Here is a 19,736-nt window from a genome sequence, read left to right on the forward strand (position 1 = left end):
GATCTTTCATTGCCTGGCCCGGCCAATGGCAGGTCCGGTTTTATCTGTTGTGTCTCTAGCTCCCCGCTCACGAGGTATGCCATGGCTGACTACAAAGCGCCGTTGCGCGATATGCGCTTCGTTCTGAATGAAGTGTTCGAGGTCTCCCGACTCTGGGCCCGGCTGCCGGCCCTGGCCGAGGTGGTCGACACCGAAACGGTCGATGCCATCCTTGAAGAAGCCGGCAAGGTCACCAGCAAGAGCATTGCGCCACTCAGCCGCAGCGGCGATGAAGAGGGCTGCCACTGGAACGACACGGTGGTCACCACCCCGAGCGGTTTCCCTGAGGCGTATCGCACCTATGCCGAAGGCGGCTGGGTGGGCGTGGGCGGCAACCCCGAGTTCGGCGGCATGGGCATGCCCAAGGTGGTGGGCGCGCTGGTCGAGGAAATGCTCAACTCCGCCAGCCTGGCCTTCGGCCTGTACCCGATGCTGACCTCCGGCGCCTGCGTGTCGCTCAACAACCACGCCACCGAGGCCCTCAAGGCCACTTACCTGCCCAATATGTATGCCGGCACCTGGTGTGGCTCGATGTGCCTGACCGAAGCACATGCCGGCACTGACCTGGGGATTATCCGTACCCGCGCCGAACCCCGGGCCGACGGTGTCTACACGATCAGCGGCAGCAAGATCTTTATCACAGGTGGCGAGCACGACCTGGCCGAGAACATCATTCACCTGGTCCTGGCCAAGCTGCCCGATGCGCCAGCCGGCCCCAAGGGCATCTCGCTGTTTCTGGTGCCCAAGTTCCTGGTCAACGATGACGGCAGCCTGGGCGAGCGCAATGCCGTCAGTTGCGGCTCCATCGAACACAAGATGGGCATTCAGGCGTCGGCCACCTGCGTGATGAATTTCGATGGCGCCGAGGGGTATCTGGTCGGCGAGCCGAACAAGGGGCTGGCGGCGATGTTCACCATGATGAACTACGAGCGCCTGGGGGTCGGCATCCAGGGCTTGGCGTCCGGCGAGCGCTCCTACCAGAACGCCATCGACTACGCCCGCGAACGCCTGCAAAGCCGGGCGCCGACCGGTGCGCAGCAACGCGATAAAGTTGCCGATCCGATCATCGTGCACCCCGATGTGCGGCGCATGCTGCTGACCATGAAAGCCTTGAACGAGGGCGGCCGGGCGTTTACCGCCTATGTCGCGCTGCAGCTGGACATCGCCAAGTACAGCGAAGACGCAGACGAGCGCCAGCGCGCCGACGCCCTGGTGGCGCTGCTGACCCCGGTGGCCAAGGCCTTCCTGACCGACCTGGGCCTGGAAATCACCGTTCATGGCCAGCAGGTGCTGGGCGGGCATGGCTACATTCGTGAATGGGGCCAGGAGCAACTGGTGCGTGACGTGCGCATCACCCAGATCTACGAAGGCACCAACGGCATCCAGGCGCTGGACCTGGTGGGGCGCAAGATCGTCGGCTCGCAGGGGCAGTGGTACCGGTTGTTTTCCGATGAAGTGCGTCAGTTCATCGACGCCGCCGACAGCCGGCTGGCCGAATTCGTCGAGCCCCTGCGCAGCGCGCTGGACAAGCTCGATGAACTGACCGGGTTGATCCTCGAACGCGCGCAGCAGAACCCCAACGAAATCGGCGCGGCCTCTGTGGAGTACCTGCATCAGTTCGGTTACACCGCCTATGCCTGGATGTGGGCGCGCATGGCCGGCGCAGCGCTGGGCAAAGAGGCCCAGGATGAGTTCTACGCCAGCAAACTGGGCACTGCGCGGTTCTACTTTGCCCGCCTGTTGCCGCGCATCCATTCGCTGGATGCCTCGGTGCGCGCAGGCAGTGAATCGTTGTATCTGCTGGAGGCTTCGCAATTCTGACGGCGTGTATCAGGCGTGTAAGCCAATGCTTACACGTTGTGGTGGCAAATCACCTCTTCCACAAAAATGGATCCAAAGATAATCTTGCTTCCAAGGACGTCGCGCAGGATGCGCAACCAGAATAACAGGGACACGTAGGGAAGCCTGCCAGGATGGCGGGAAGAAACGGATGTCAGGGAAACAGTCTGGAAAACCCCGCTTCGGCGGGGTTTTCTTTGTGTGCAGGTTTTTCCCGCAGGCTCCAGGGCAGACAACTGATGGCGGTCTGCCAGAAGTCATGGAACCCCTGCAGTGGCCCAGGGTCGATTGAGCACAGGCTACAAAAGCCTTTCAATCAGGAGCTGACCCATGGACATTCTTCGCATCATCATCGCTATTCTGCTGCCGCCCCTGGGTGTGTTCATGCAAGTGGGCTTCGCCGGTGCCTTCTGGCTCAATATCCTGCTGACCCTGCTGGGCTATTTCCCCGGCATCATCCACGCCGTCTATATCATCGCCAGTCGCAAATAACCGTTTCGCGGCGGGTCAGGCCCGATAGTGTTCGGGCCTGTCCGGACTGAGTTCGATCCATTGCAACTGTTGGGCACGGCCGATGAAGTTATCCACATCGGTGCCCATTTCCGGCAGGTTGGGGTAGTTGGCGTGCAAGGTGTCGATGATCTGCTGGACAGTGCGCTGGCCATCGACCAGCTCGCTTATCCAGGTCGTGATGTCATCGAGCTGCACGTTGCCGCCAGGGCGTACGTGCAACAGACGGCCCTGGCCGTCTTCACCCACTTCCAGGGTGCAGTCAGGGTGCCAGTGCGGGATGAGGGTGCGATCAAGCCTGAGGTGGTGCGGATGACCCAGTTTCATGGTGATGTCCTCTGCCAGACAGGTGGCCCGCTCAAATGCGGACGGGCAGGCACTGCAACCCTCGACGGCGGTCACGCAAAACGGATTGCCGGCCTTCCTGCAAAGTGTAGTGCTGTCTTGCAATCACGCGACGGCTTTCATCAAACACAAAATAACTCACTGATTCATTAGCTATTGAATTCACCCTTGTAGGAGCGCGCTTGCCCGCGACCGAGTGCGTAGCGCTCGTAAAATTTCGGAAACGCCACAAATTTCTGAGTGTGAACACGTCTAAAATCTGCGAAACGCTGAAAATTTACGACTGCTAACGCAGCCGGTCGCGGGCAGAGCGCGCTCCTACACCGGTCCCGTGCTTGCTGCGCGACAGCGTGCCGCCTTGGCTCATCGATACAACGCAGCACGACGATCGCCCAGATAGTCATTAAGTGCCTTGGCGTCCTCGATCCGCTGGGCCTGCACATCGGCAATCAGCAATTGCTCTTCTTGCCCCGCCAGTGCGGGACGGCTGCCGTCCGGGCCGTTCAGGCTGCTCAGGCCGCAATAGTGCACCGTGTCTTCCTGCCCGCAGTAATTGACGTAGGCCAGGTAGCACTGGTTCTCGAAGGCCCGGGCGCGCACGGTCACCTCACAGACAAAATCGAACGGCATCATGTTGGCGGTCGGCACCACGATCAGCCCGGCGCCGGCCAGGGCCAGGCGGCGTACGGCTTCGGGAAACTCGACGTCGTAGCAGATCAACAGCCCCAGCCGCCAGCCATCAAGTTCGATCAGCGGAAACTGATCGTCGCCTGCGCTGAACATGTTTTTGTCCAGGTCCCCGAACAGGTGGGTCTTGCGGTAGTTGCCCAGACGGTTGCCATGCGCGTCGATCAGTTGCGCGGCGTTGTACAGCCGGCCGTCTTCGCCGCGCTCGGGGTAGCCATAGGCAATGGCGACGCCGGTGTGCCGAGCGATCCTGGCAATCTGCCGCGCCGCCTCACCCTCGGCGGGCTGCGCCAGGCGCTGCACAGCGGCCGCGCCGATGTTGTAGCCGGTCAGGAACATCTCCGGGCACACCAGCAACTGCGCGCCTTGCTGTGCGGCGGCTTCGGCCTGGCGGGCCAGGCGCGCCAGGTTGGCGTCGATGTCCAGCGGCAGCGGCGGGCATTGATACAGGGCGATACGCATGACACCTCCGGGTTATTCAGGCAGGGCGATCGGGCCAAGTTCGTCGAACACATCGCCCGGGCCCGGGTTGTCCGCATGGGTGCGGCCGCCAAACTGGGTCATGATGCCCCAGACCGCATTGAGCGAGGTCTGCACTGCACCTTCGACCCAGGCCGGCGTCCAGGAAATATCATCGCCGGCCAGGAACATGCCGCGCTGCTCGCAGGGCAGGTCCTGTTGCATGAAGTGCGCGTACATGCGCTGGTTGTAGCGATAGTGCCCCGGCAGTGCGCCTTTGAAGGCACCGAGAAAATGCGGGTCCGCCTCCCATGAAATGGTGATCGGGTCGCCGATGATATGGCTGGCGATGTCGACCTTGGGGTAGATCTTCTTCAGGGCATCCAGGGCCAGGCGCACGCGTTTTTCGGTGGGTTGCGGCAGCATTTTCAGCGCATCGCTCATCCAGGCATACGACAGGCAGATGACCCCCGGTTTGTCGTCGCCGTTGTCGAACAGGTAGGTGCCGCGGGTCAGGCGGTCGGTCAGGGTCATGCTCATCAGGTCGCGGCCGGTTTCCGGGTCCTTGTCCTTCCAGAACGGCCGGTCGACCATGACGAAAGTCTTGGATGACTGCATGTAGCGGGTGCGGTCCAGGGCCATCCACATCTTTTGCGAGAACAGCGATTCCTCGCACTCGATCTGTGTGGTCAGCAGCCAGCTCTGGCAGGTGGTCAGCACCGCCGCGTAGTGACCTACATTGCCCCAATTGTCGGTCACGGCCAGTTGGCCATCGGCGGCACGGGCGATGCGCTTGACGCCAGTGCGCGGGGCGCCGAGGTGCAAAGACGCCAGGCTGGTGCCGGCCGGCCAGTGAGCGCAACGTTCGGGTGCATGACGCCAGATACCCAGCGGCACCTGCTGCACGCCGCCAACGATCAGGTGCTGGTTTTCATCGCAGTTGGTCATGACCACGCGAAAGATTTCCAGCATCGAGTTGGGGAAGTCCGAGTCCCAGCCACCGGTACCGAAACCGACCTGGCCGAACACTTCTCGGTGGTAGAACGACAATTTGGCGAAGGCCTTGGAGGTGGCGACGAAATCGTAGAAGGTGCGGTCGTCCCACAGCGGCACCAGCTCGTTCCACAAGGCCTTCAGTTGCTTGACGTCGCGGTCACGGATCGCCTGCTGGATCGCAGCGAACTGCGAACCGGCTTCCAGCGCATCGGCCCAGGCGTCGGCCACTTCCTGGAACAGGGCCGGCAGGTCGCTGAGGCTTTGCGCGTAGTACGTGTTGCCTTCCAGGTCGACCACTGTGCTGCCGCTGGCCGGGGTCAGCGGGTTCGGAAACGGTTGGGTGTCCAGGCCGAGCTTGTCGACGTAATGGAAAAACGCCGTGGACGAGGCAGGGAAACGCATGCCCCCCAGTTCGGCGACGATGCCCTCGGCGCCCTCGAAGGCTTGCGAACGCAACCGCCCGCCCATTTGCGAGGCCTCGTAGACCACCGGTTTCAGCCCCAGCTTCATCAATTCGTAGGCAGCCACCATGCCGGCAATGCCAGCGCCGACGATGGCCACCTCACGGCCGTGCTGCTCGACCGGAATGCTGCCCAATCCTGCCGGGTGCGTGATCCAGTCGTCGAAGGCAAAGGGGAAATCCGGGCCATACATGGTGATCGGCTTTTGAACGTCTGCGCGGTGGCGAGTGTGTTTCATGTCTGACGGCCCTGGTCGACTGCGGGTTCGGTTAGGCAACAGTCTAGGCAGGGATGCGTACGTTAATAAGACACAATATGTCGTCAATGTGTTGAAGACTGAGTCAATATGACGAGTGAGGCGGGCGATATGACGAAATCGTCTGCATCAGACCGGTTGGCTGCGGTCGATCTTGCTGCTGAGGATGATCGAGGTAGTGGTTTTTTCCACGCCCTCGACACTGCCGATCAGGTCGAGCAACTGGTCGAGCTGTTCCGGCGACTCGGTGCGCAGCCAGGCCACGTAGTCGAACTCGCCACTGACGGCGCACAGTTGCTGGACCTGGGGCAGCACGCTGAGCCGGCGCAACACTTCCTTGCCCGAGCGCGGCTGCACGGTAATCCCGACATAGGCTTGCAGGCCGCCATCGGCCACCCGCTGGCCGAGGCGTACGCCGTAGCCGGTGATAATGCGGGTCTTTTCCAGCCGCGCCAGGCGCGAAGTCACCGTGGTGCGCGCAATGCCCAACTGCCGGGCCAGCACCGCCACGCTTTCACGCGCGTTCAGTTGCAGGGCGGCGATCAGCTGGCGGTCGATTTCATCGAGAACGGGGGGGCGGGTGGTGGACAAGGGCATCTCCTGACAGGGCCGCTGCATGGTAGGAGATTAAACGCGCTCGGGGTAGGAGCGCGCTTGCCGGAATGCCGGACCACCGCGACCGGCTGCGTTAGCAGTCGTAAATTTGTGGCGTTTCATAGATCCCTGATGGGTTAGCAGTCGTAAATTTGTGGCGTTTCGCAGATTTTGCGAGCGCTACGCACTCGGTCGCGGGCAAGCGCGCTCCTACGGGCGTACGAATTGTTGGTAGTTTTCGGCGGTGACGAGTTGGGTTGGTAGCCAGACATCGCCCTGGATGGGCTGTTTGTTGACCAGGGCCAGGGCGGTGTCGACGGCCTTGGCGCCCATGGCCACCGGGTCACGGAACACGCTGACGGTGAGCATCTTGCTCTTGATCGCCATCAGGCCGTCGGGGGTGCCGTCGATGCCGCCGACCAGCACGTTCGACTGCCCGGCGGACTTGAGCGCCATGGCCGCGCCGATGCCCATCTCGTCGTTGTTGGACGCCACGGCATCGATCTTCTCGCCCGACACCACCCAGCTGTTCATGATGTTCATGCCCTGGTCGCGCTGCCAGTCGCCGCTCTGTTGTTCGACCACCTTGATGTCCGGGAACTGCCCCAGCACATCCTTGACGCCATCAGTGCGCTTGCGCGTGTCGCTGTGCGCCAGGCGCCCGAGAATGATCGCCAGGTTGCCCTTGCCGTTCATTTTCTCGGCCAGGTACTGCATCTGCATGCGCCCGATGGCACGCTCGTCGGTGCCGACAAAGACCACGCCTTCGGGCAGGGTGTCGACCTCGGGACGGCTGTTGACGTACACCAGCGGGATGCCGGCCTCACGGACCTTGGCAGTGATGCGCTGGGTGGCGGCGGTGTCGGCCGGGTTGACGATGATGGCGTCGACCTTCTGGTTGATGAAGCTCTCGACCTGGCTGAGCTGGCGACCGACATCGCTGGCCGAGTCCTCGACCTGCAGGCGCACGCCGTCAGGCGACTTTTTGGCCTGGTCCTGCATGGCGCCGACCAGGTAGGAAATGTAGTTGTCGAGGTTGCCGACCGTGACGCCAATCCGCAACTCTGCGTGCGCGGCCATCGACATGACCAGCGCGCAGGCACCGAGCAAGACTCGTTTCATGATGTGATCCTGTCCTTGTTATTGTTCGAATCAAAGATGAGATCGACGGTAGTGGAAGATAAATTCCGAATCAATATTGGATCAAAAAATATTTTCCACTTTTGCGTGTTACAGCTTCCAGCGCCGTGACGTCTTGTCCAGCCGGGCCTGTAATTGTTCCAGCGTCTGCGCCAGTTGCCGGGTCATCAGCCGGTAGCCGGTTACCTCGGCCGGAACCGGCGTGGCGGCGGCGGGCTCGAACGTGCGCTTGAGGTGTTCTGTGGCGCCTGTCTGCAGGGCACGCGCCATGCCCAGCAGGCGTCGGCGGTTCTGGCGGTAATCGGCGTCGAGTGCAGCCTTGAGGGCCGGCTCGGGATTGGCCGGGCGGCTGTTGGCGAGAATCTCCAGCAGGCTCAGGCACATGCGGAACTGGCTCTGGATGGTGTCCAGTTCGACCATGGAAATCTTCACTTCCTTGGACACTGACGGCAGCAGCGAGCGCAGTTGCAGCATGGTGGCGTTGAGGCTGGCAGCGAGTTTCAGGTGCTCGTCGGCGGTCACCGACTGGTCCTGGCTGATGCGCCCGTAGACCTTGGCGCAATCACGCAGGCCGCTGGCCAGGTTGTAGCGCCAGGAAAACACGGCGTACAGCGGCAGCGCGAAAGAGAACGCCAACGCCAGGACGATCCCAATCAGGATGTCCACGGTACGCCACAGCCCGTCGCTGATCGGGTTGATGCCGTGGCCGGCCACCACGAACAGGGTGATGGCCGACAGCAGCGCCGTGTAGCCACCCTTGCCGATGGCGTGGTAGGCGAAGAAACCGCACATCACCGACATCAGGCAATAGGTCAGCAAGGACATTTCCAGATAGCCCTGCTGCACCACCACCAGCAGCCCCAGGCCTGCGCCAATCAACGTGCCATAGGCGCGCTCGACCGACTTCTTGCGGATATTGCCGTGGTGCTGCAGGCCGCCGATCACGATCAGCATGGTCACCGAGGCCCACTCGCCGTGGGGCAGGTTCAGGCCGCTGGTCAGCAGGATCGACACCAGCAAGCCGACCGAAATGCGCGCCGCATGAATCAGCCGGGCATGACGATAACGACGATACGGGTCCAGCAAGGGCCGCAGCACAGGGCGCAGCCAGGAAGGGATGGAAGCAGGGCGGGTTGTGAACATGCGTGGGCGTACCGTCGGCTGAGGAAAACACAGTAGGCCATAACCGCAAGGGTTTGTGGCGCTGGCCTACGGGCTTAATGGACAGCGCCAACCGGAAAAGGATCAGGCCCGGCGTGCTCAGAACCTGCTGCCGGTTTGATCGACAGGTACGTGGAGCATGATTACCAGGCCATCTCGCCCTTGGCCACTTTGGCGCTCAGTTCCAGGCTGGACTCTTCGCCCAGGCCTGGGTAACGCACCTTCATGGCGTCGATCAAGGCCTTGGCGTCCTTGCTGCGCGCCGTTTCCTGGTCGAAGGCGCGGATATAGTCGGCGGTGAAGGCCGGTGACTCGGCGCTGGTACGCGGCCCTGGCAGGGCGTGGCCCGGCACGATGACCGAGGGCTTGAGGCTTTCGATTCTGGCCAGGGTGCCCAGCCAGTCCTGATGCGATTGGGTGCTCTGGGTGTCGGCCATCCAGACATGCTGATTGTTGGCCAGGACCACGCCACCGACCACGGCCTTGAGCGAAGGAATCCACACGAAGCTGCGCTCAGGCTGCGGTCCGTCCAGGCCGACGACTTCCAGCGCCTGGCCTTCGAGCTCAAGGCGATTGCCCTTGAGCACCTTGGGCACGATGAGCCGGCGCGGTGCATCGGTACCCAGTTTGGGACCCCAGTAGGCCAGCTTGTCCTTCATGGTGTGCTGGATGTGCTCGACGGTGGGCGCGCTGGCCAGGACCTCGACGTCGGGGAACGCGTCGACCAGCGTATCCAGGCCGAAGTAATAGTCCGGATCGCCGTGGCTGATGTAGATGCGCTTGAGCGGTTTGCCGCTGCGTTTCACCTTCTCCACCAGTTTCTCGGCCTGGCCCTTGCCGAACTGGGCATCGATCAGCAGGGATTCATGCTCACCGGTGACCAGCACCGAGGACACCGGAAAAATGGCGTCATGGCCCGGATTGTAAGCGTCCAGGGTCAAGGGTGGCGCGGCCAGGGCGCTGGCGCTCAGGCTCAGGGCCAGGCTGGCAAGCAGGGTGGAAACCAGGGGCGTCGACATGGCGGACTCCAATACAGGGGGAGTGCAGACGATAGTGGCTGGAATCGATAAGAAAAATGCTAGATTCCCGGCATGTTTGTTGCGAAAAGCGGACGAATGAATGGACCGGATGTTGGCCATGCAGGTGTTTGTCACCGTGGTGGAATGTGGCAGCCAGACGGCGGCGGCTGAAAAGCTCGGGTTATCACGCCCGGTGGTTTCACGTTGCCTGCAGGATCTGGAGGCCTGGCTGGGCGGGCGTGTATTGCACCGCACCACGCGCCGGCTGGCGCTGACCAGCATTGGCAGCGAGGTGCTGCCCAAGTGCCGGCGCGTGCTGGAACAGGCGGCGGATATCCAGGCCAGTGTCGCCCGGCCCGAGGATGAGCCACGCGGGCAGGTACGCGTCACGGCCAGCACCTCGTTCGGCCAGGCCCGCTTGACGGCGGCGGTGGCGGCGTTCGTGGTGCGCTACCCGAGGGTCAAGGTCGACCTGCAGTTGCTCGATCGCACGGTCAACCTGGTCGAGGAGGGCATCGACCTGGCGATCCGCATCAGCGACGAGATCGACCCGCAACTGATCGCCCGGCGCCTGGCCCGCTGCGACTCGCATGTCTGTGCCTCGCCGCAGTACCTCAAGCTGCACGGCACACCAACCCGGCCTGAAGACCTGGAGCTGCATAACTGCCTGACCCATGCCTACCACGACACGGCCCTGTGGCGTTTCGAGCGCGATGGCGAGCCACTGGCGGTGCGTGTCAGTGGCACGATCAGCAGCAACGATGCCGTGGCCTTGATGCAGGCGGTGCTCAACCATGCCGGCATCGGCTTGCTGCCGGCCTACCTGGTGGCGCCGCTGATCCGCAGCGGGCATCTGGCGGCGTTGCTGCCTGACTGCCAGCCGACCAGCCTGGGTATTCACGCAGTGTATGCCTCGCGCAAGCACATGCCGGTGGCGCTGCGGGCGTTGCTGGATTTTCTGGTCGAGTGGTTTGCCGGCGTGCAGGACTGGACGTAGGGCACCGCGCCGCCTTGGCGCGCCAAGGCGGCGCTGCGATCTTACGGGGCCTGCAGCGGTCCGGGCGCCGGCGTTGTGTGGTATGGCAGGTCCGGTGTGTGGGGGCGGCGCAACAGGTCGAGCATCCTTGGCAGGCAGACGCGCTTGAGGTCGTAGCGCTCGACGATGGTCTGGCGCGCCTGCTCGCGCAGTGCCTGGTAGCGGGCCGGGTCGGCCAGTGCTGCGGCAACCGTGTCGGCCAGGCGCCGGGCGTCGAAGAAGTCGACCAGCAGGCCATTGTGGGCGTGCTCGATGACTTCCGTGACCGGCGGGGTATCGGAGGCCACCAGCAGGCAGCCGGCGGCCATCGCTTCGAGCATCGACCACGACAGCACGAAAGGGTAGGTCAGGTAGACGTGCGCCGCCGAGACCTGGAGGATCTTCAGGTAGTCGGCATACGGCACCTGGCCCACGAAAAATACCCGCTGCCAGTCGACCTGGTCCTGTAGCTCGGCGCAGTAACGCTGCCGCCAGCACTGGCCTTCGGGCAGGCGCTCGCCGTAGCTGACGCGGTCGCCACCGACAATGATCACCCGCGCCCCGGGCCGCAGGGCCAGCAGCCCGGGCAGGCTGCGCATGAAGGTATGGAAGCCGCGATAGGGTTCCAGGTTGCGGGCAATGTAGGTCACGACCTCATCGCCTGCCGTAAAGCGCTGGCCATTGATCTCGACCCAGGCCGCCGGCTGGGGTTTGACGACCTGGGTATCGATGCCTTCGTGAATCACCTCGATCTTGTGCTGCAGCTCGGTCGGGTAGCGCGATTGCTGCCAGCCTGTAGGCGAAATGCCCTGGTCGCAGCCGACCAGGCTGTGCAGCTGCGTGCTGTTCTTGAGCCGCACGCGCAGGCGGTCGTCCAGAGTCGCAGGAAATTGCGGGTCAAAGCCGACATCGCCGCCCGTGCCGTGGTAGTAGTACTCGAAGTACTGAATCAGGCGCGCCCGGGGAAAGACATCCTTGAGAAACAACCCTTCGCCCCAGCCGGGGTGGGCGACGATGACATCGGGCTGCCAGCCTTCTTCATCGCGCAGCTTGAGCAGCAGCCGCACCACCGTCTGCCCACGACGCACATGCCCTTCGAGGTCTTGCAGATAGTGGTGAGTCTGCTTCTGGCCACCCGCGCCACGCTGGTAGCCCAACAGGCGAATGCGCGGATGCAACGCCCCTCGTGCCTGAAGGTTGGCGGCCTCGCCAAGGGCGATGACCTGGTTGTCCGGATCATCGGCCAGCGCCTTGGCGACGTGGCGAAACTGGCCGGGGAAGTTCTGGTGGATAAAGAGATAACGCATCGAACAGGCCCCGGCCCGGTACAAGTCAGTCAGAGAATGAGGTCGGCCGTGCTCAAGGCGGTCACGCCGACCAGTTGGATCGAGAACTCGGCCTCGGCATCGGCGTCGATGTTGCCATAGAGCACCTGCGCCTTGTTGTCGAAATACAGATCACCCACCGACGCGAAGCGACCGCTGAACGCCGCACCCGTGATCAGCGAGTCGAAGGCGTCATTGGTGCTGGTCGCGGTATTGGCATCGAGGGTCGACAGGTCGATCTTGTCCTGGCCACGCACAAAGTCCGAGATCACATCCCGCGTGCTGCTGGCAAGACCGGTGTCGGTCACCGCATTGAAGTCGAAGAGGTCATTGCCGGCACCGCCCATCAGCGTGTCCTTGCCGCCACCACCGATCAGGGTGTCATTGCCGCTGCCACCTGACAGGTTATCGTTGCCCAGCCCGCCATTGAGCACGTTCTTGCCGCTGGAGCCGCTGAGGATATTGTTGAGGCTGTTACCAACGAGGTTGGCGGCGGCGCTGGTGTCGATACGGCCGTTCTCGACGTTGGCCGACAAGGTAAAGGTGCTGGCCGTGGAGCGAACGGTGTCGATGCCTTCGCCGGCTTTCTCGATGACCACATCGCCGGCGTTGTCGACGTAGTAGGTGTCGTTGCCGGTGCCGCCGGTCATGGAGTCCGCGCCCCAGCTGCCGTCGAGGGTGTCGTTGCCTGCGCCGCCATCGAGGACATCCACGCCCAGGCCGCCGGTGAGGACGTCGGCATTGGTCGTGCCTTCGATTTTCAGAGGGTTGAAGTTATGGGCGTTGACGGCGGTGGCCAGGACGTTCTGGAGCGTCACTGCTGTGTACCAAGAGTATTGGTTGCCGGCCGCGCCATCTTCGTCGTACTGGAGTTCGGTGTGCTTGCCGTTCTGCACCAGGCGCAGGTAGCCGTTGGCAGCGCTCATGGGGTTGCCGCCCTGGTAGCCGCGGCCGTTGGCGGCGCTGTAGTCGAGCAGTGTGCTGACGTCGATCAGGTCGCCGCCGGCGCCGGTGGCGAAGTCGGTGATGGTGAGGCGATAGGCGCTACTGCCTGATATGAACTCATAGGTATCCCTGCCTGCACCGCCTGTTGCAATCATGACGTCATCGTTTCCAGCCCAGCTTACGTTGTAGCTCTTTATCCTGTCGTCACCGTCGCCACCGAATACGCGAGCGGTCTGAGCATGATCGTTGTCGTAGAGCCAGACTGAAAAAGTATCGTTACCACTGCCGCCGAGCAAGGTGTCGTTACCCTGGCCGCCAGAGACGGACAACGTGTCATCACCAGCACCACCATCAATACTGTCATTTCCAGCATTACCATCCAGACGGTCATTGCCAGCGCCACCGAAAATGGTGTCGTTACCCGATCCTCCTTCGATGTAGTCACCACCCCACAGGTCTGTCTCATCACCGCCTTCTATCCGGTCATTACCCCCACTGCCGGTAATCGTATCGTTACCTGCACCACCCAGAAGGGTGTCGTTGAAATAGCTTCCGGCAAGCAGTTCAGAATTGCTTGTACCTGACACTTTTAAGCCCGGCACTGCGGAGCCATCGGGCTTTATGCCGTTATTAAAGTTGTCAGCGGTCAATCGGGTCGCCAATACGTTCTGAAACGTCACTGCTGTGTACCAAGAGTGTTGGTTGCCGGCCGCGCCATCTTCGTCGTACTGGAGTTCGGTGTGCTTGCCGTTCTGCACCAGGCGCAGGTAGCCGTTGGCGGTGCTCATCGGGTTGCCGCCCTGGTAGCCGCGGCCGTTGGCGGCGCTGTGGTCGAGCAGTGTGCTGACGTCGATCAGGTCACCGCCGGCGCCGGTGGCGAAGTCGGTGATGGTGAGGCGATAGGCGCTACTGCCTGATATGAACTCATAGGTATCCCTGCCTGCACCGCCTGTTGCAATCATGACGTCATCGTTTCCAGCCCAGCTTACGTTGTAGCTCTTTATCCTGTCGTCACCGTCGCCACCGAATACGCGAGCGGTCTGAGCACGATCGTTGTCGTAGAGCCAGACTGAAAAAGTATCGTTACCACTGCCGCCGAGCAAGGTGTCGTTACCCTGGCCGCCAGAGACGGACAACGTGTCATCACCAGCACCACCATCAATACTGTCATTTCCAGCATTACCATCCAGACGGTCATTGCCAGCACCACCGAAAATGGTGTCATTGCCCGGCCCGCCCTGAATGTAATCCCCGCCCCACAAGCCGGTTTCATCACCGCCCTCGATCCGGTCATTACCCCCACTACCGATAATCGTATCGCTGCCGGCTCCCCCCCGGATCGTGTCATCCCCCACTGAGCCTTCCAGCGTGTCGTTTCCTGCCGTCCCCACCAGTACCCCAAGGCTTGCCGTCAATGACGACAGGTCGTACCCCTTGGCCTCGACCACGCCGGCCTTCACTTCCAGCACCGAATCCGCCTGGGCACCCGAACGATCATCACTGGCCGCCACATCCGCGCCGGTGAGGTGGGCCAGGGCGTTGACGAAGCTGACGCCGGCCTCGCCCTGCGCCACATCGCACCCGTAGAGCAGGAGGTCGCCATCGGCGGCCAGGCTGGCGCCGATCGCCTTGAGGGGCGCCTGGTACTGGCCGAGGTTGCCGGCCTTGAGCACGGTGCTGCCCAGGTACAACGCCCCGGCCGCGCCGTGGCTGATGACCTGCACCGAGTCGAGCCCGGCGTAGCCTTCCAGTACCTTGTGCATCTGGTTGACACCGTCCTGGCGCGCATCGAGCAGGTACCAGCGGGTATCGGCGCTGAAGCCGGCAATCAGGGTTTCGTAGCCGGCGACGCGGCTATCGATGAAGACAACATTATTGATGGTCATGGTCCAGCATTCCCTGGAGGACGGAAGGGGAAGAAAGCGTGGCCGGCAAAGGAGAGGAATCGGCCGGTGATGGCATTGTGCCCGTTGCTCGTGGGCTTGCCAATCGGGCCTTTGATCAGGCGTGAGCAGGACCGCGTAAGGGCAAAAAAAATGGCCTGTACCTTGCAGTACAAGCCATCTTCAATCGGCCTGTCAGCCGGTTACAGGATGAAGTCCGCCGCCACCAGGGTGTTGATTCCGGTGAGTGCAATGGCGAACTCGGCATCGCCGTCGGCATCGGTGTTGCCGTACAGCACGCCTGCCGCCAGCTTGAGCTGGCCGGCGGTGGTGAACGCCGCCGTGGACCCGATCAGCGTGCCGATAAAGGCATCGTTGGCCGTGGTCGCGGTGTTGGCATCGAGTGTCGACAAATCGATACGGTCGCCCTTGGCGAAGTCGGTGATGATGTCCCACGTGGCACTGGTGGTGCCCATCTCTGACAACGAATTGAAGTCGAACACATCGTTGCCCGCCCCGCCCGACAGCACGTCCTTGCCGGCACCGCCGACCAGCGTGTCATTGCCGGTATGGCCTTCGAGCGTATCGTTGCCGGCGCCGCCGATCAGCATGTCGTTGCCTTCCCAGCCCAGCAGGCGGTTGGCGGCGGCATTGCCGGTCAGGGTGTTGGCCAGGGCGTTACCGGCCCCGCTGGTGCCGAGGGTGCCGGTCAGGACCAGGTTCTCGACGTTATTGGCCAGCTTGTGGCTGACGGCGGCATACACCAGGTCAGTGCCTTGGCCGGCGGTTTCCACGACCTTGTCCAGGGCGTTGTCGACGTAGTAGGTGTCATTGCCGGCACCGCCATTCATGACATCGGCACCGGCCTTGCCGTCGAGGATGTTGTTGTAGTTGTTGCCGGTCAGGGTGTTGGCCGAGGCATTGCCGGTGCCCTTGAGCACGGTGGCGAGGTTGGCCAGCGACAGGTTTTCCAGGCCGGCTGCCAGGGTGTAGTTGTTCAGCGAGGCAATCACGCTGTCCACGCCTGTGGTGTCGGTGATCACATCGCCTGCGTTGTCGACGTAATAGGTGTCGTTGCCGTCGCCACCATTGAGCACGTCGGCGCCGGCCCCGCCATTGAGCGTGTCGTTGCCGGCCAGGCCGTAGAGGACGTTATTGAACTCGTTGCCGGTCAGGCGGTTGTTGTCGGTATTGCCCACGGCATTGAGGGCTGTCGATACGCCGGCCTGCAGGGTCAGGTTTTCAATGTTATAGAGGCTGTCGGTGGTCGAGACGCCGCTGACATAACCGCCCAGGGACGTGTTCAAGGTGGTGATGACGGTGTCGTTGCCGGCGTTCGAGTCTTCGCGAACATAGTCGGACGTGGAGTCGACGTAGTAGGTGTCGTTGCCAGCGCCGCCGACCATCGAATCATTGCCGGTGCCACCGTTGAGGGTGTCGTTGCCGGCGCCACCCTCCAGCGAGTCATTGCCGGCCGCGCCCAGCAAACTGTTATTGAGCTCGTTGCCGGTGATGAGGTTGGCCAGGTCGTTGCCGATGCCATTGAGCGCAGCGCCGGTCAGTTGCAGGTGCTCGACGTTCGCCGTGAGGGTGTAGGAAGCCTGCGAGGAGCGCACGGTGTCGGTGCCTTCGGCGGCATTTTCCACCACGCGGTCGCCTGCGCCATTGACCAGGTACACGTCATCGCCCGTACCGCCCACCATCGAGTCGTTGCCGCTGCCGCCATCCAGCGTGTCGTTGCCCGCGCCGCCCACCAGGGTGTCGTTGGAGACAAAGCTGCTGATATTGATCGGCAGCGAGGCGCTGACCATGGTGCCGGTCGACGACATGGTCATCAGCTTGGCGGTGATCTGGTCGGTGCCGCTGGCGCCCAGGGTAATGGCCGCCGATTCGAAGCGCAGGCCCAGTGGCGTTATGGTGAAGCTGTCGGAACCGATCAGGTCGATCAGCGTGCCGTTGCGGTACACCTCGACCCAGGCGCCGTCGGCCAGTGCCAGCACCGAGGTGTTGAGCAAAGTGGTGTCGAGGTCTTCGGGGTTGGTGACGATGATCGCCGAATTGTTGTCGATGCCGTCATCGAGCAGGTCGAGCGGGTTTTCCGAGGCGCCGTCGCCCATGCCGATGGCGCGGATCGAGGTGCCGTCGGTGCCCAACTGACGAATCAGGTTGGCGGTGTCGATGTAGCTGGTGCCATCGGTCGGTGCGCCATCGGACAGGAAAAACACGATGTTTTTTCCCGAACCCAGCGACGACAGGTAGCTCTGGGTCTGTTGCAGGGCCGCGTTGTAGGCCGTGCCGCCGCCGGCCTTGAGTTGCAGCAGTTGGTCGTACAGGTCGACCCGGCCGTTGGCATTGTTGTCGGTGCCCGGATTACCGTTGTAGAGCACCTCGGCGGTGTCATCGAACTGGATCAGCGAGACGTTGGCCTGGCCGCCCAGGCCGCTGGCAATGATGGTGTCATTGAGCTTCTTGACCGAGGCAATGGCGGCATCGAGCACCGAGTTGCTGTAGTTGTCGCCGTTCAGGTCGCCGACATCGGTGGTGCCCTGGAAGGTGCTGGTCATGCTGCCGGAGTGGTCGACCACATAGACAATGTTGACGCCGGTGTTGCCCAGGCTTACGCCGCTGATGTTGCCGGTGATCTTGACCGTGCCGTTGGCTTGTTCGGGGGCGGAAATGGTCAGCGCCACGACCTGGCCATCGACGATGGCTTCGCCGGAGCTGATAGCGTTCTCGGCGCTGCCGCTGTCGCCCACCAGCAGGTCGTTGCCATCGCCGCCGACCAGACTGTCGTTGCCACCACCACCGAGCAGGGTGTCGTCGCCGGCTGCGCCGGAAATCGTGTTGTTGGCCATGTTGCCGACAATACGGTTGGCCAGGGCGTTGCCGGTCATGCCGGCGGCACTGCCAAGCATGACGCCGTTTTCAATGTTGGCGCCCAGCGTGTGGCCCGACAGGGCCGTGCGCACGGTGTCGACGCCGCCGCCGGCGGCCTCGCTGATCACGTCACCGGCCGCCAGCACATAGGTGTCGTTGCCGGCGCCACCGGCCATGGTGTCGGCACCGGCGCCGCCGTCCAGCCAGTTATCGGACGCATTGCCGGTCAGCTTGTTGGCCAGTGCATTGCCGATGCCTTTGTAGGCGGTGCCTTGCAACACCAGGTTCTCGACGTTATTGCCCAGCGTGTAGTTGAGGCTGGCGTAGACCGTGTCGGTGCCACCGGTGGCAAGCACAGCATTGGTTTCGGTGACCACATCGCCAGCCTGGTCGACATAGTAGCTGTCGTTGCCGTCGCCGCCATTGAGGCTGTCGGCACCGGCACCACCGTCCAGGGTGTCGTTGCCTGCGCCGCCGTTCAGGAGGTTCTTGCCGGCATTGCCGGTCAGCTTGTTGGCGCCGGCATTGCCTGTACCGTTGATATTGCCGGCCCCGGTCAGCACCAGGTTTTCCAGGTTGGCCGCCAGGGTCCAGGACACGTTGGCCTGTACGGTGTCGGTGCCTTCGTTGACCTTTTCGGTGATCACATCGCCGGCCCCGACGATGTAGGTGTCGTTGCCCAGCCCGCCGATGAGCGTGTTGGCGCCGGCGTGGGTGCTGCCATTGAGCACATTGTTGGCGGTGTTGCCGGTGGCCGTCAGCCCGGCGGCGGTGCCGGTCAGGGTGATGTTTTCCAGGTAAGGCTGGGCGGCAATGGAGTAACTGATGCTGGAAATGACCGTGTCGGTGCCTTCGTTGGCATTCTCGGTGATCACATCGCCCGCCGCGTTGACGTGGTAGGTGTCGTTGCCGACGCCACCGGCCATGGTGTCATTGCCGGCGCCACCGTTGAGGGTGTCGTTGCCGGCCATGCCGAACAGCTTGTTGGCCGCGCTGTTGCCTGTGATCAGGTTGTCGCGCGCATTGCCGGTGCCGTTGATGGCAGCGGTGCCGGTCAGGGTCAGGTTCAGGCCGTAGCTGGGCAGGGTGGTGGTGGCGGCCGCGCTGATGTCCTTGGTGAAGTTGACCAGCCCGTTCAGTTCGGCTGCCGTCACGCCGGTGAGGTAGGCATTGTTGCTCAGGTTGGCCAGCGAGTTACCGATTGTCTTGGCCGCCGCGGTGTCGCCGGACAACGCATAGAAATGCATGATCACCTGGGTCTGGCCCGCCGCCAGGTTCAGGTTGTATGAAGTCACTTGCTGGTCTGCGGACGTGGAGCTGACTGCACCAGGGGAGCCGGCGCCGCCCGAAACGATATGCGTCAGTGTCGGGTAGCTGGTATTGGAGGCGCTGCCGTAGGCCGCCCAATCATCGGCGGCGGTGCGTGTGGTGTCGCCGCTGGAGGTCGCCAGGGTCTTGGTGCTGCTGTCGTAGTAGAGATCGTCCTTGAGGTCGATCTTCACGGCCTTGGCCGTGGTGCCGGTGTTGGTCACGATTTCCAGCATGCGCACGTAGCCATCGGCCACGAACGTCTTGCGCTCCACCGAAATGCCCGCCGAGGTATTGGCACCGGTCACGCTGTGGGTGTTGGTGCCCGCCGTCGCTGTCGCCCAGTTCAGGTAGGTGGTGCTGCTGGAGCCTGCGACGTACACCGACAACGAGGTGTTATCCAGGGCATCCTGGGTGGACGTGCTGCCAGGCAGGTACTTGCCTCGGGCATCATTAAGGTTGCCGTTGCTGTCGATGAACCAGATATTGCCGAGTGCATCCGTATAGTTGAGAGACACGTCCGTTCCCTTGCATGAAAAAGTGATGGCGTTGGTTTTTTTCGGTGACACAGCGTGTCAGGCGCGGGCTACGCCTTGATGACGTGCTGGCGTCAGCCGTATTCGGTAGGAAAGTCGCGGGGGGAAAGCAATGACAGGTCGGGCTCGACACACCGGGTGTGCGTCGAGGCGGCACAGGCGTAGAGGCCGGCCGTGCGGTTGCCAATCAAAACGAGATGCCTGAAAGACATGGTCCAGCCTTCCCTGACGGACAAAATGGGCAGCGTAATGTGTACAGAACAGACACATTTGCGAACAAATGGCATTGTGCCCGTTGCCCGCGAACTTGCCAATCAGGCGTGTGGAAGGTTTGTGATGCA

The 19,736-nt window shown here is 62.7% G+C and carries 13 protein-coding genes; 3 read left to right on the forward strand and 10 right to left on the reverse strand.

All coding sequences use genetic code 11. The features are described 5' to 3' along the window. Window positions 1–81 precede the first annotated feature (81 nt). Both DGA31_RS18375 and DGA31_RS18380 read left to right on the forward strand, forming a co-directional pair. The gene (locus tag DGA31_RS18375; RefSeq protein WP_109513521.1) at window positions 82–1,860 is read left to right on the forward strand and encodes an acyl-CoA dehydrogenase C-terminal domain-containing protein; all 1,779 of its coding nucleotides are present in this window, start codon (window positions 82–84) and stop codon (window positions 1,858–1,860) included. A 348-nt stretch (window positions 1,861–2,208) separates the two neighbouring features. Next, a complete protein-coding gene (locus tag DGA31_RS18380; protein WP_082481798.1) occupies window positions 2,209–2,370 on the forward strand; it encodes a YqaE/Pmp3 family membrane protein in 162 nt (53 codons plus the stop codon). Window positions 2,371–2,385: 15 nt separating this feature from the next. Here the strand turns inward: DGA31_RS18380 and pqqD are convergent, their stop codons facing one another. The 7 genes from pqqD to DGA31_RS18415 all read right to left on the reverse strand — a co-directional run bounded on the left by pqqD (window position 2,386) and on the right by DGA31_RS18415 (window position 9,506). Then, window positions 2,386–2,715, reverse strand: a complete 330-nt coding sequence (gene pqqD, locus DGA31_RS18385) for a pyrroloquinoline quinone biosynthesis peptide chaperone PqqD (RefSeq protein ID WP_152035058.1) — start codon at window positions 2,713–2,715, stop codon at window positions 2,386–2,388. A 381-nt stretch (window positions 2,716–3,096) separates the two neighbouring features. After that, the gene (locus tag DGA31_RS18390; protein ID WP_109513523.1) at window positions 3,097–3,882 is read right to left on the reverse strand and encodes a carbon-nitrogen hydrolase family protein; all 786 of its coding nucleotides are present in this window, start codon (window positions 3,880–3,882) and stop codon (window positions 3,097–3,099) included. Window positions 3,883–3,894: 12 nt separating this feature from the next. After that, window positions 3,895–5,574, reverse strand: a complete 1,680-nt coding sequence (locus DGA31_RS18395; protein WP_109513524.1) for a flavin monoamine oxidase family protein — start codon at window positions 5,572–5,574, stop codon at window positions 3,895–3,897. A gap of 147 nt (window positions 5,575–5,721) precedes the next feature. Further along, on the reverse strand, window positions 5,722–6,183 hold the full coding sequence (locus DGA31_RS18400) for an Lrp/AsnC family transcriptional regulator (RefSeq protein WP_109513525.1): 462 nt from the start codon (window positions 6,181–6,183) through the stop codon (window positions 5,722–5,724). A 213-nt stretch (window positions 6,184–6,396) separates the two neighbouring features. Beyond that, window positions 6,397–7,308: a substrate-binding domain-containing protein gene (locus DGA31_RS18405; protein ID WP_109513526.1), complete on the reverse strand. Its 912-nt coding sequence runs from the start codon at window positions 7,306–7,308 to the stop codon at window positions 6,397–6,399. 108 nt (window positions 7,309–7,416) lie between these two features. Further along, window positions 7,417–8,469 carry an FUSC family protein gene (locus tag DGA31_RS18410; protein ID WP_109513527.1) on the reverse strand — a complete coding sequence of 351 codons (1,053 nt, stop codon included), beginning with the start codon at window positions 8,467–8,469 and terminating at the stop codon, window positions 7,417–7,419. Between the two features lie 161 nt (window positions 8,470–8,630). Beyond that, on the reverse strand, window positions 8,631–9,506 hold the full coding sequence (locus tag DGA31_RS18415) for an MBL fold metallo-hydrolase (RefSeq protein WP_109513528.1): 876 nt from the start codon (window positions 9,504–9,506) through the stop codon (window positions 8,631–8,633). 100 nt (window positions 9,507–9,606) lie between these two features. On the opposite strand from DGA31_RS18415, the gene DGA31_RS18420 reads away from it, so the two are divergent. Continuing rightward, window positions 9,607–10,503, forward strand: a complete 897-nt coding sequence (locus tag DGA31_RS18420) for a LysR family transcriptional regulator (RefSeq protein WP_082481800.1) — start codon at window positions 9,607–9,609, stop codon at window positions 10,501–10,503. A 41-nt stretch (window positions 10,504–10,544) separates the two neighbouring features. On the opposite strand, the gene DGA31_RS18425 is transcribed toward DGA31_RS18420, so the two are convergent. From DGA31_RS18425 to DGA31_RS18435, 3 genes are all read right to left on the reverse strand, one after another. Beyond that, entirely contained in the window at window positions 10,545–11,828 is a 1,284-nt protein-coding gene (locus DGA31_RS18425; protein ID WP_109513529.1) for a glycosyltransferase family 4 protein, read from the reverse strand. A gap of 29 nt (window positions 11,829–11,857) precedes the next feature. Beyond that, entirely contained in the window at window positions 11,858–14,677 is a 2,820-nt protein-coding gene (locus DGA31_RS18430; protein WP_109513530.1) for a DUF4347 domain-containing protein, read from the reverse strand. Between the two features lie 200 nt (window positions 14,678–14,877). After that, a complete protein-coding gene (locus DGA31_RS18435; protein WP_109513531.1) occupies window positions 14,878–19,377 on the reverse strand; it encodes a beta strand repeat-containing protein in 4,500 nt (1,499 codons plus the stop codon). Between the last annotated feature and the right edge of the window lie 359 nt (window positions 19,378–19,736).

Source organism: Pseudomonas ovata (assembly GCF_003131185.1).
Lineage (GTDB): Bacteria > Pseudomonadota > Gammaproteobacteria > Pseudomonadales > Pseudomonadaceae > Aquipseudomonas > Aquipseudomonas ovata.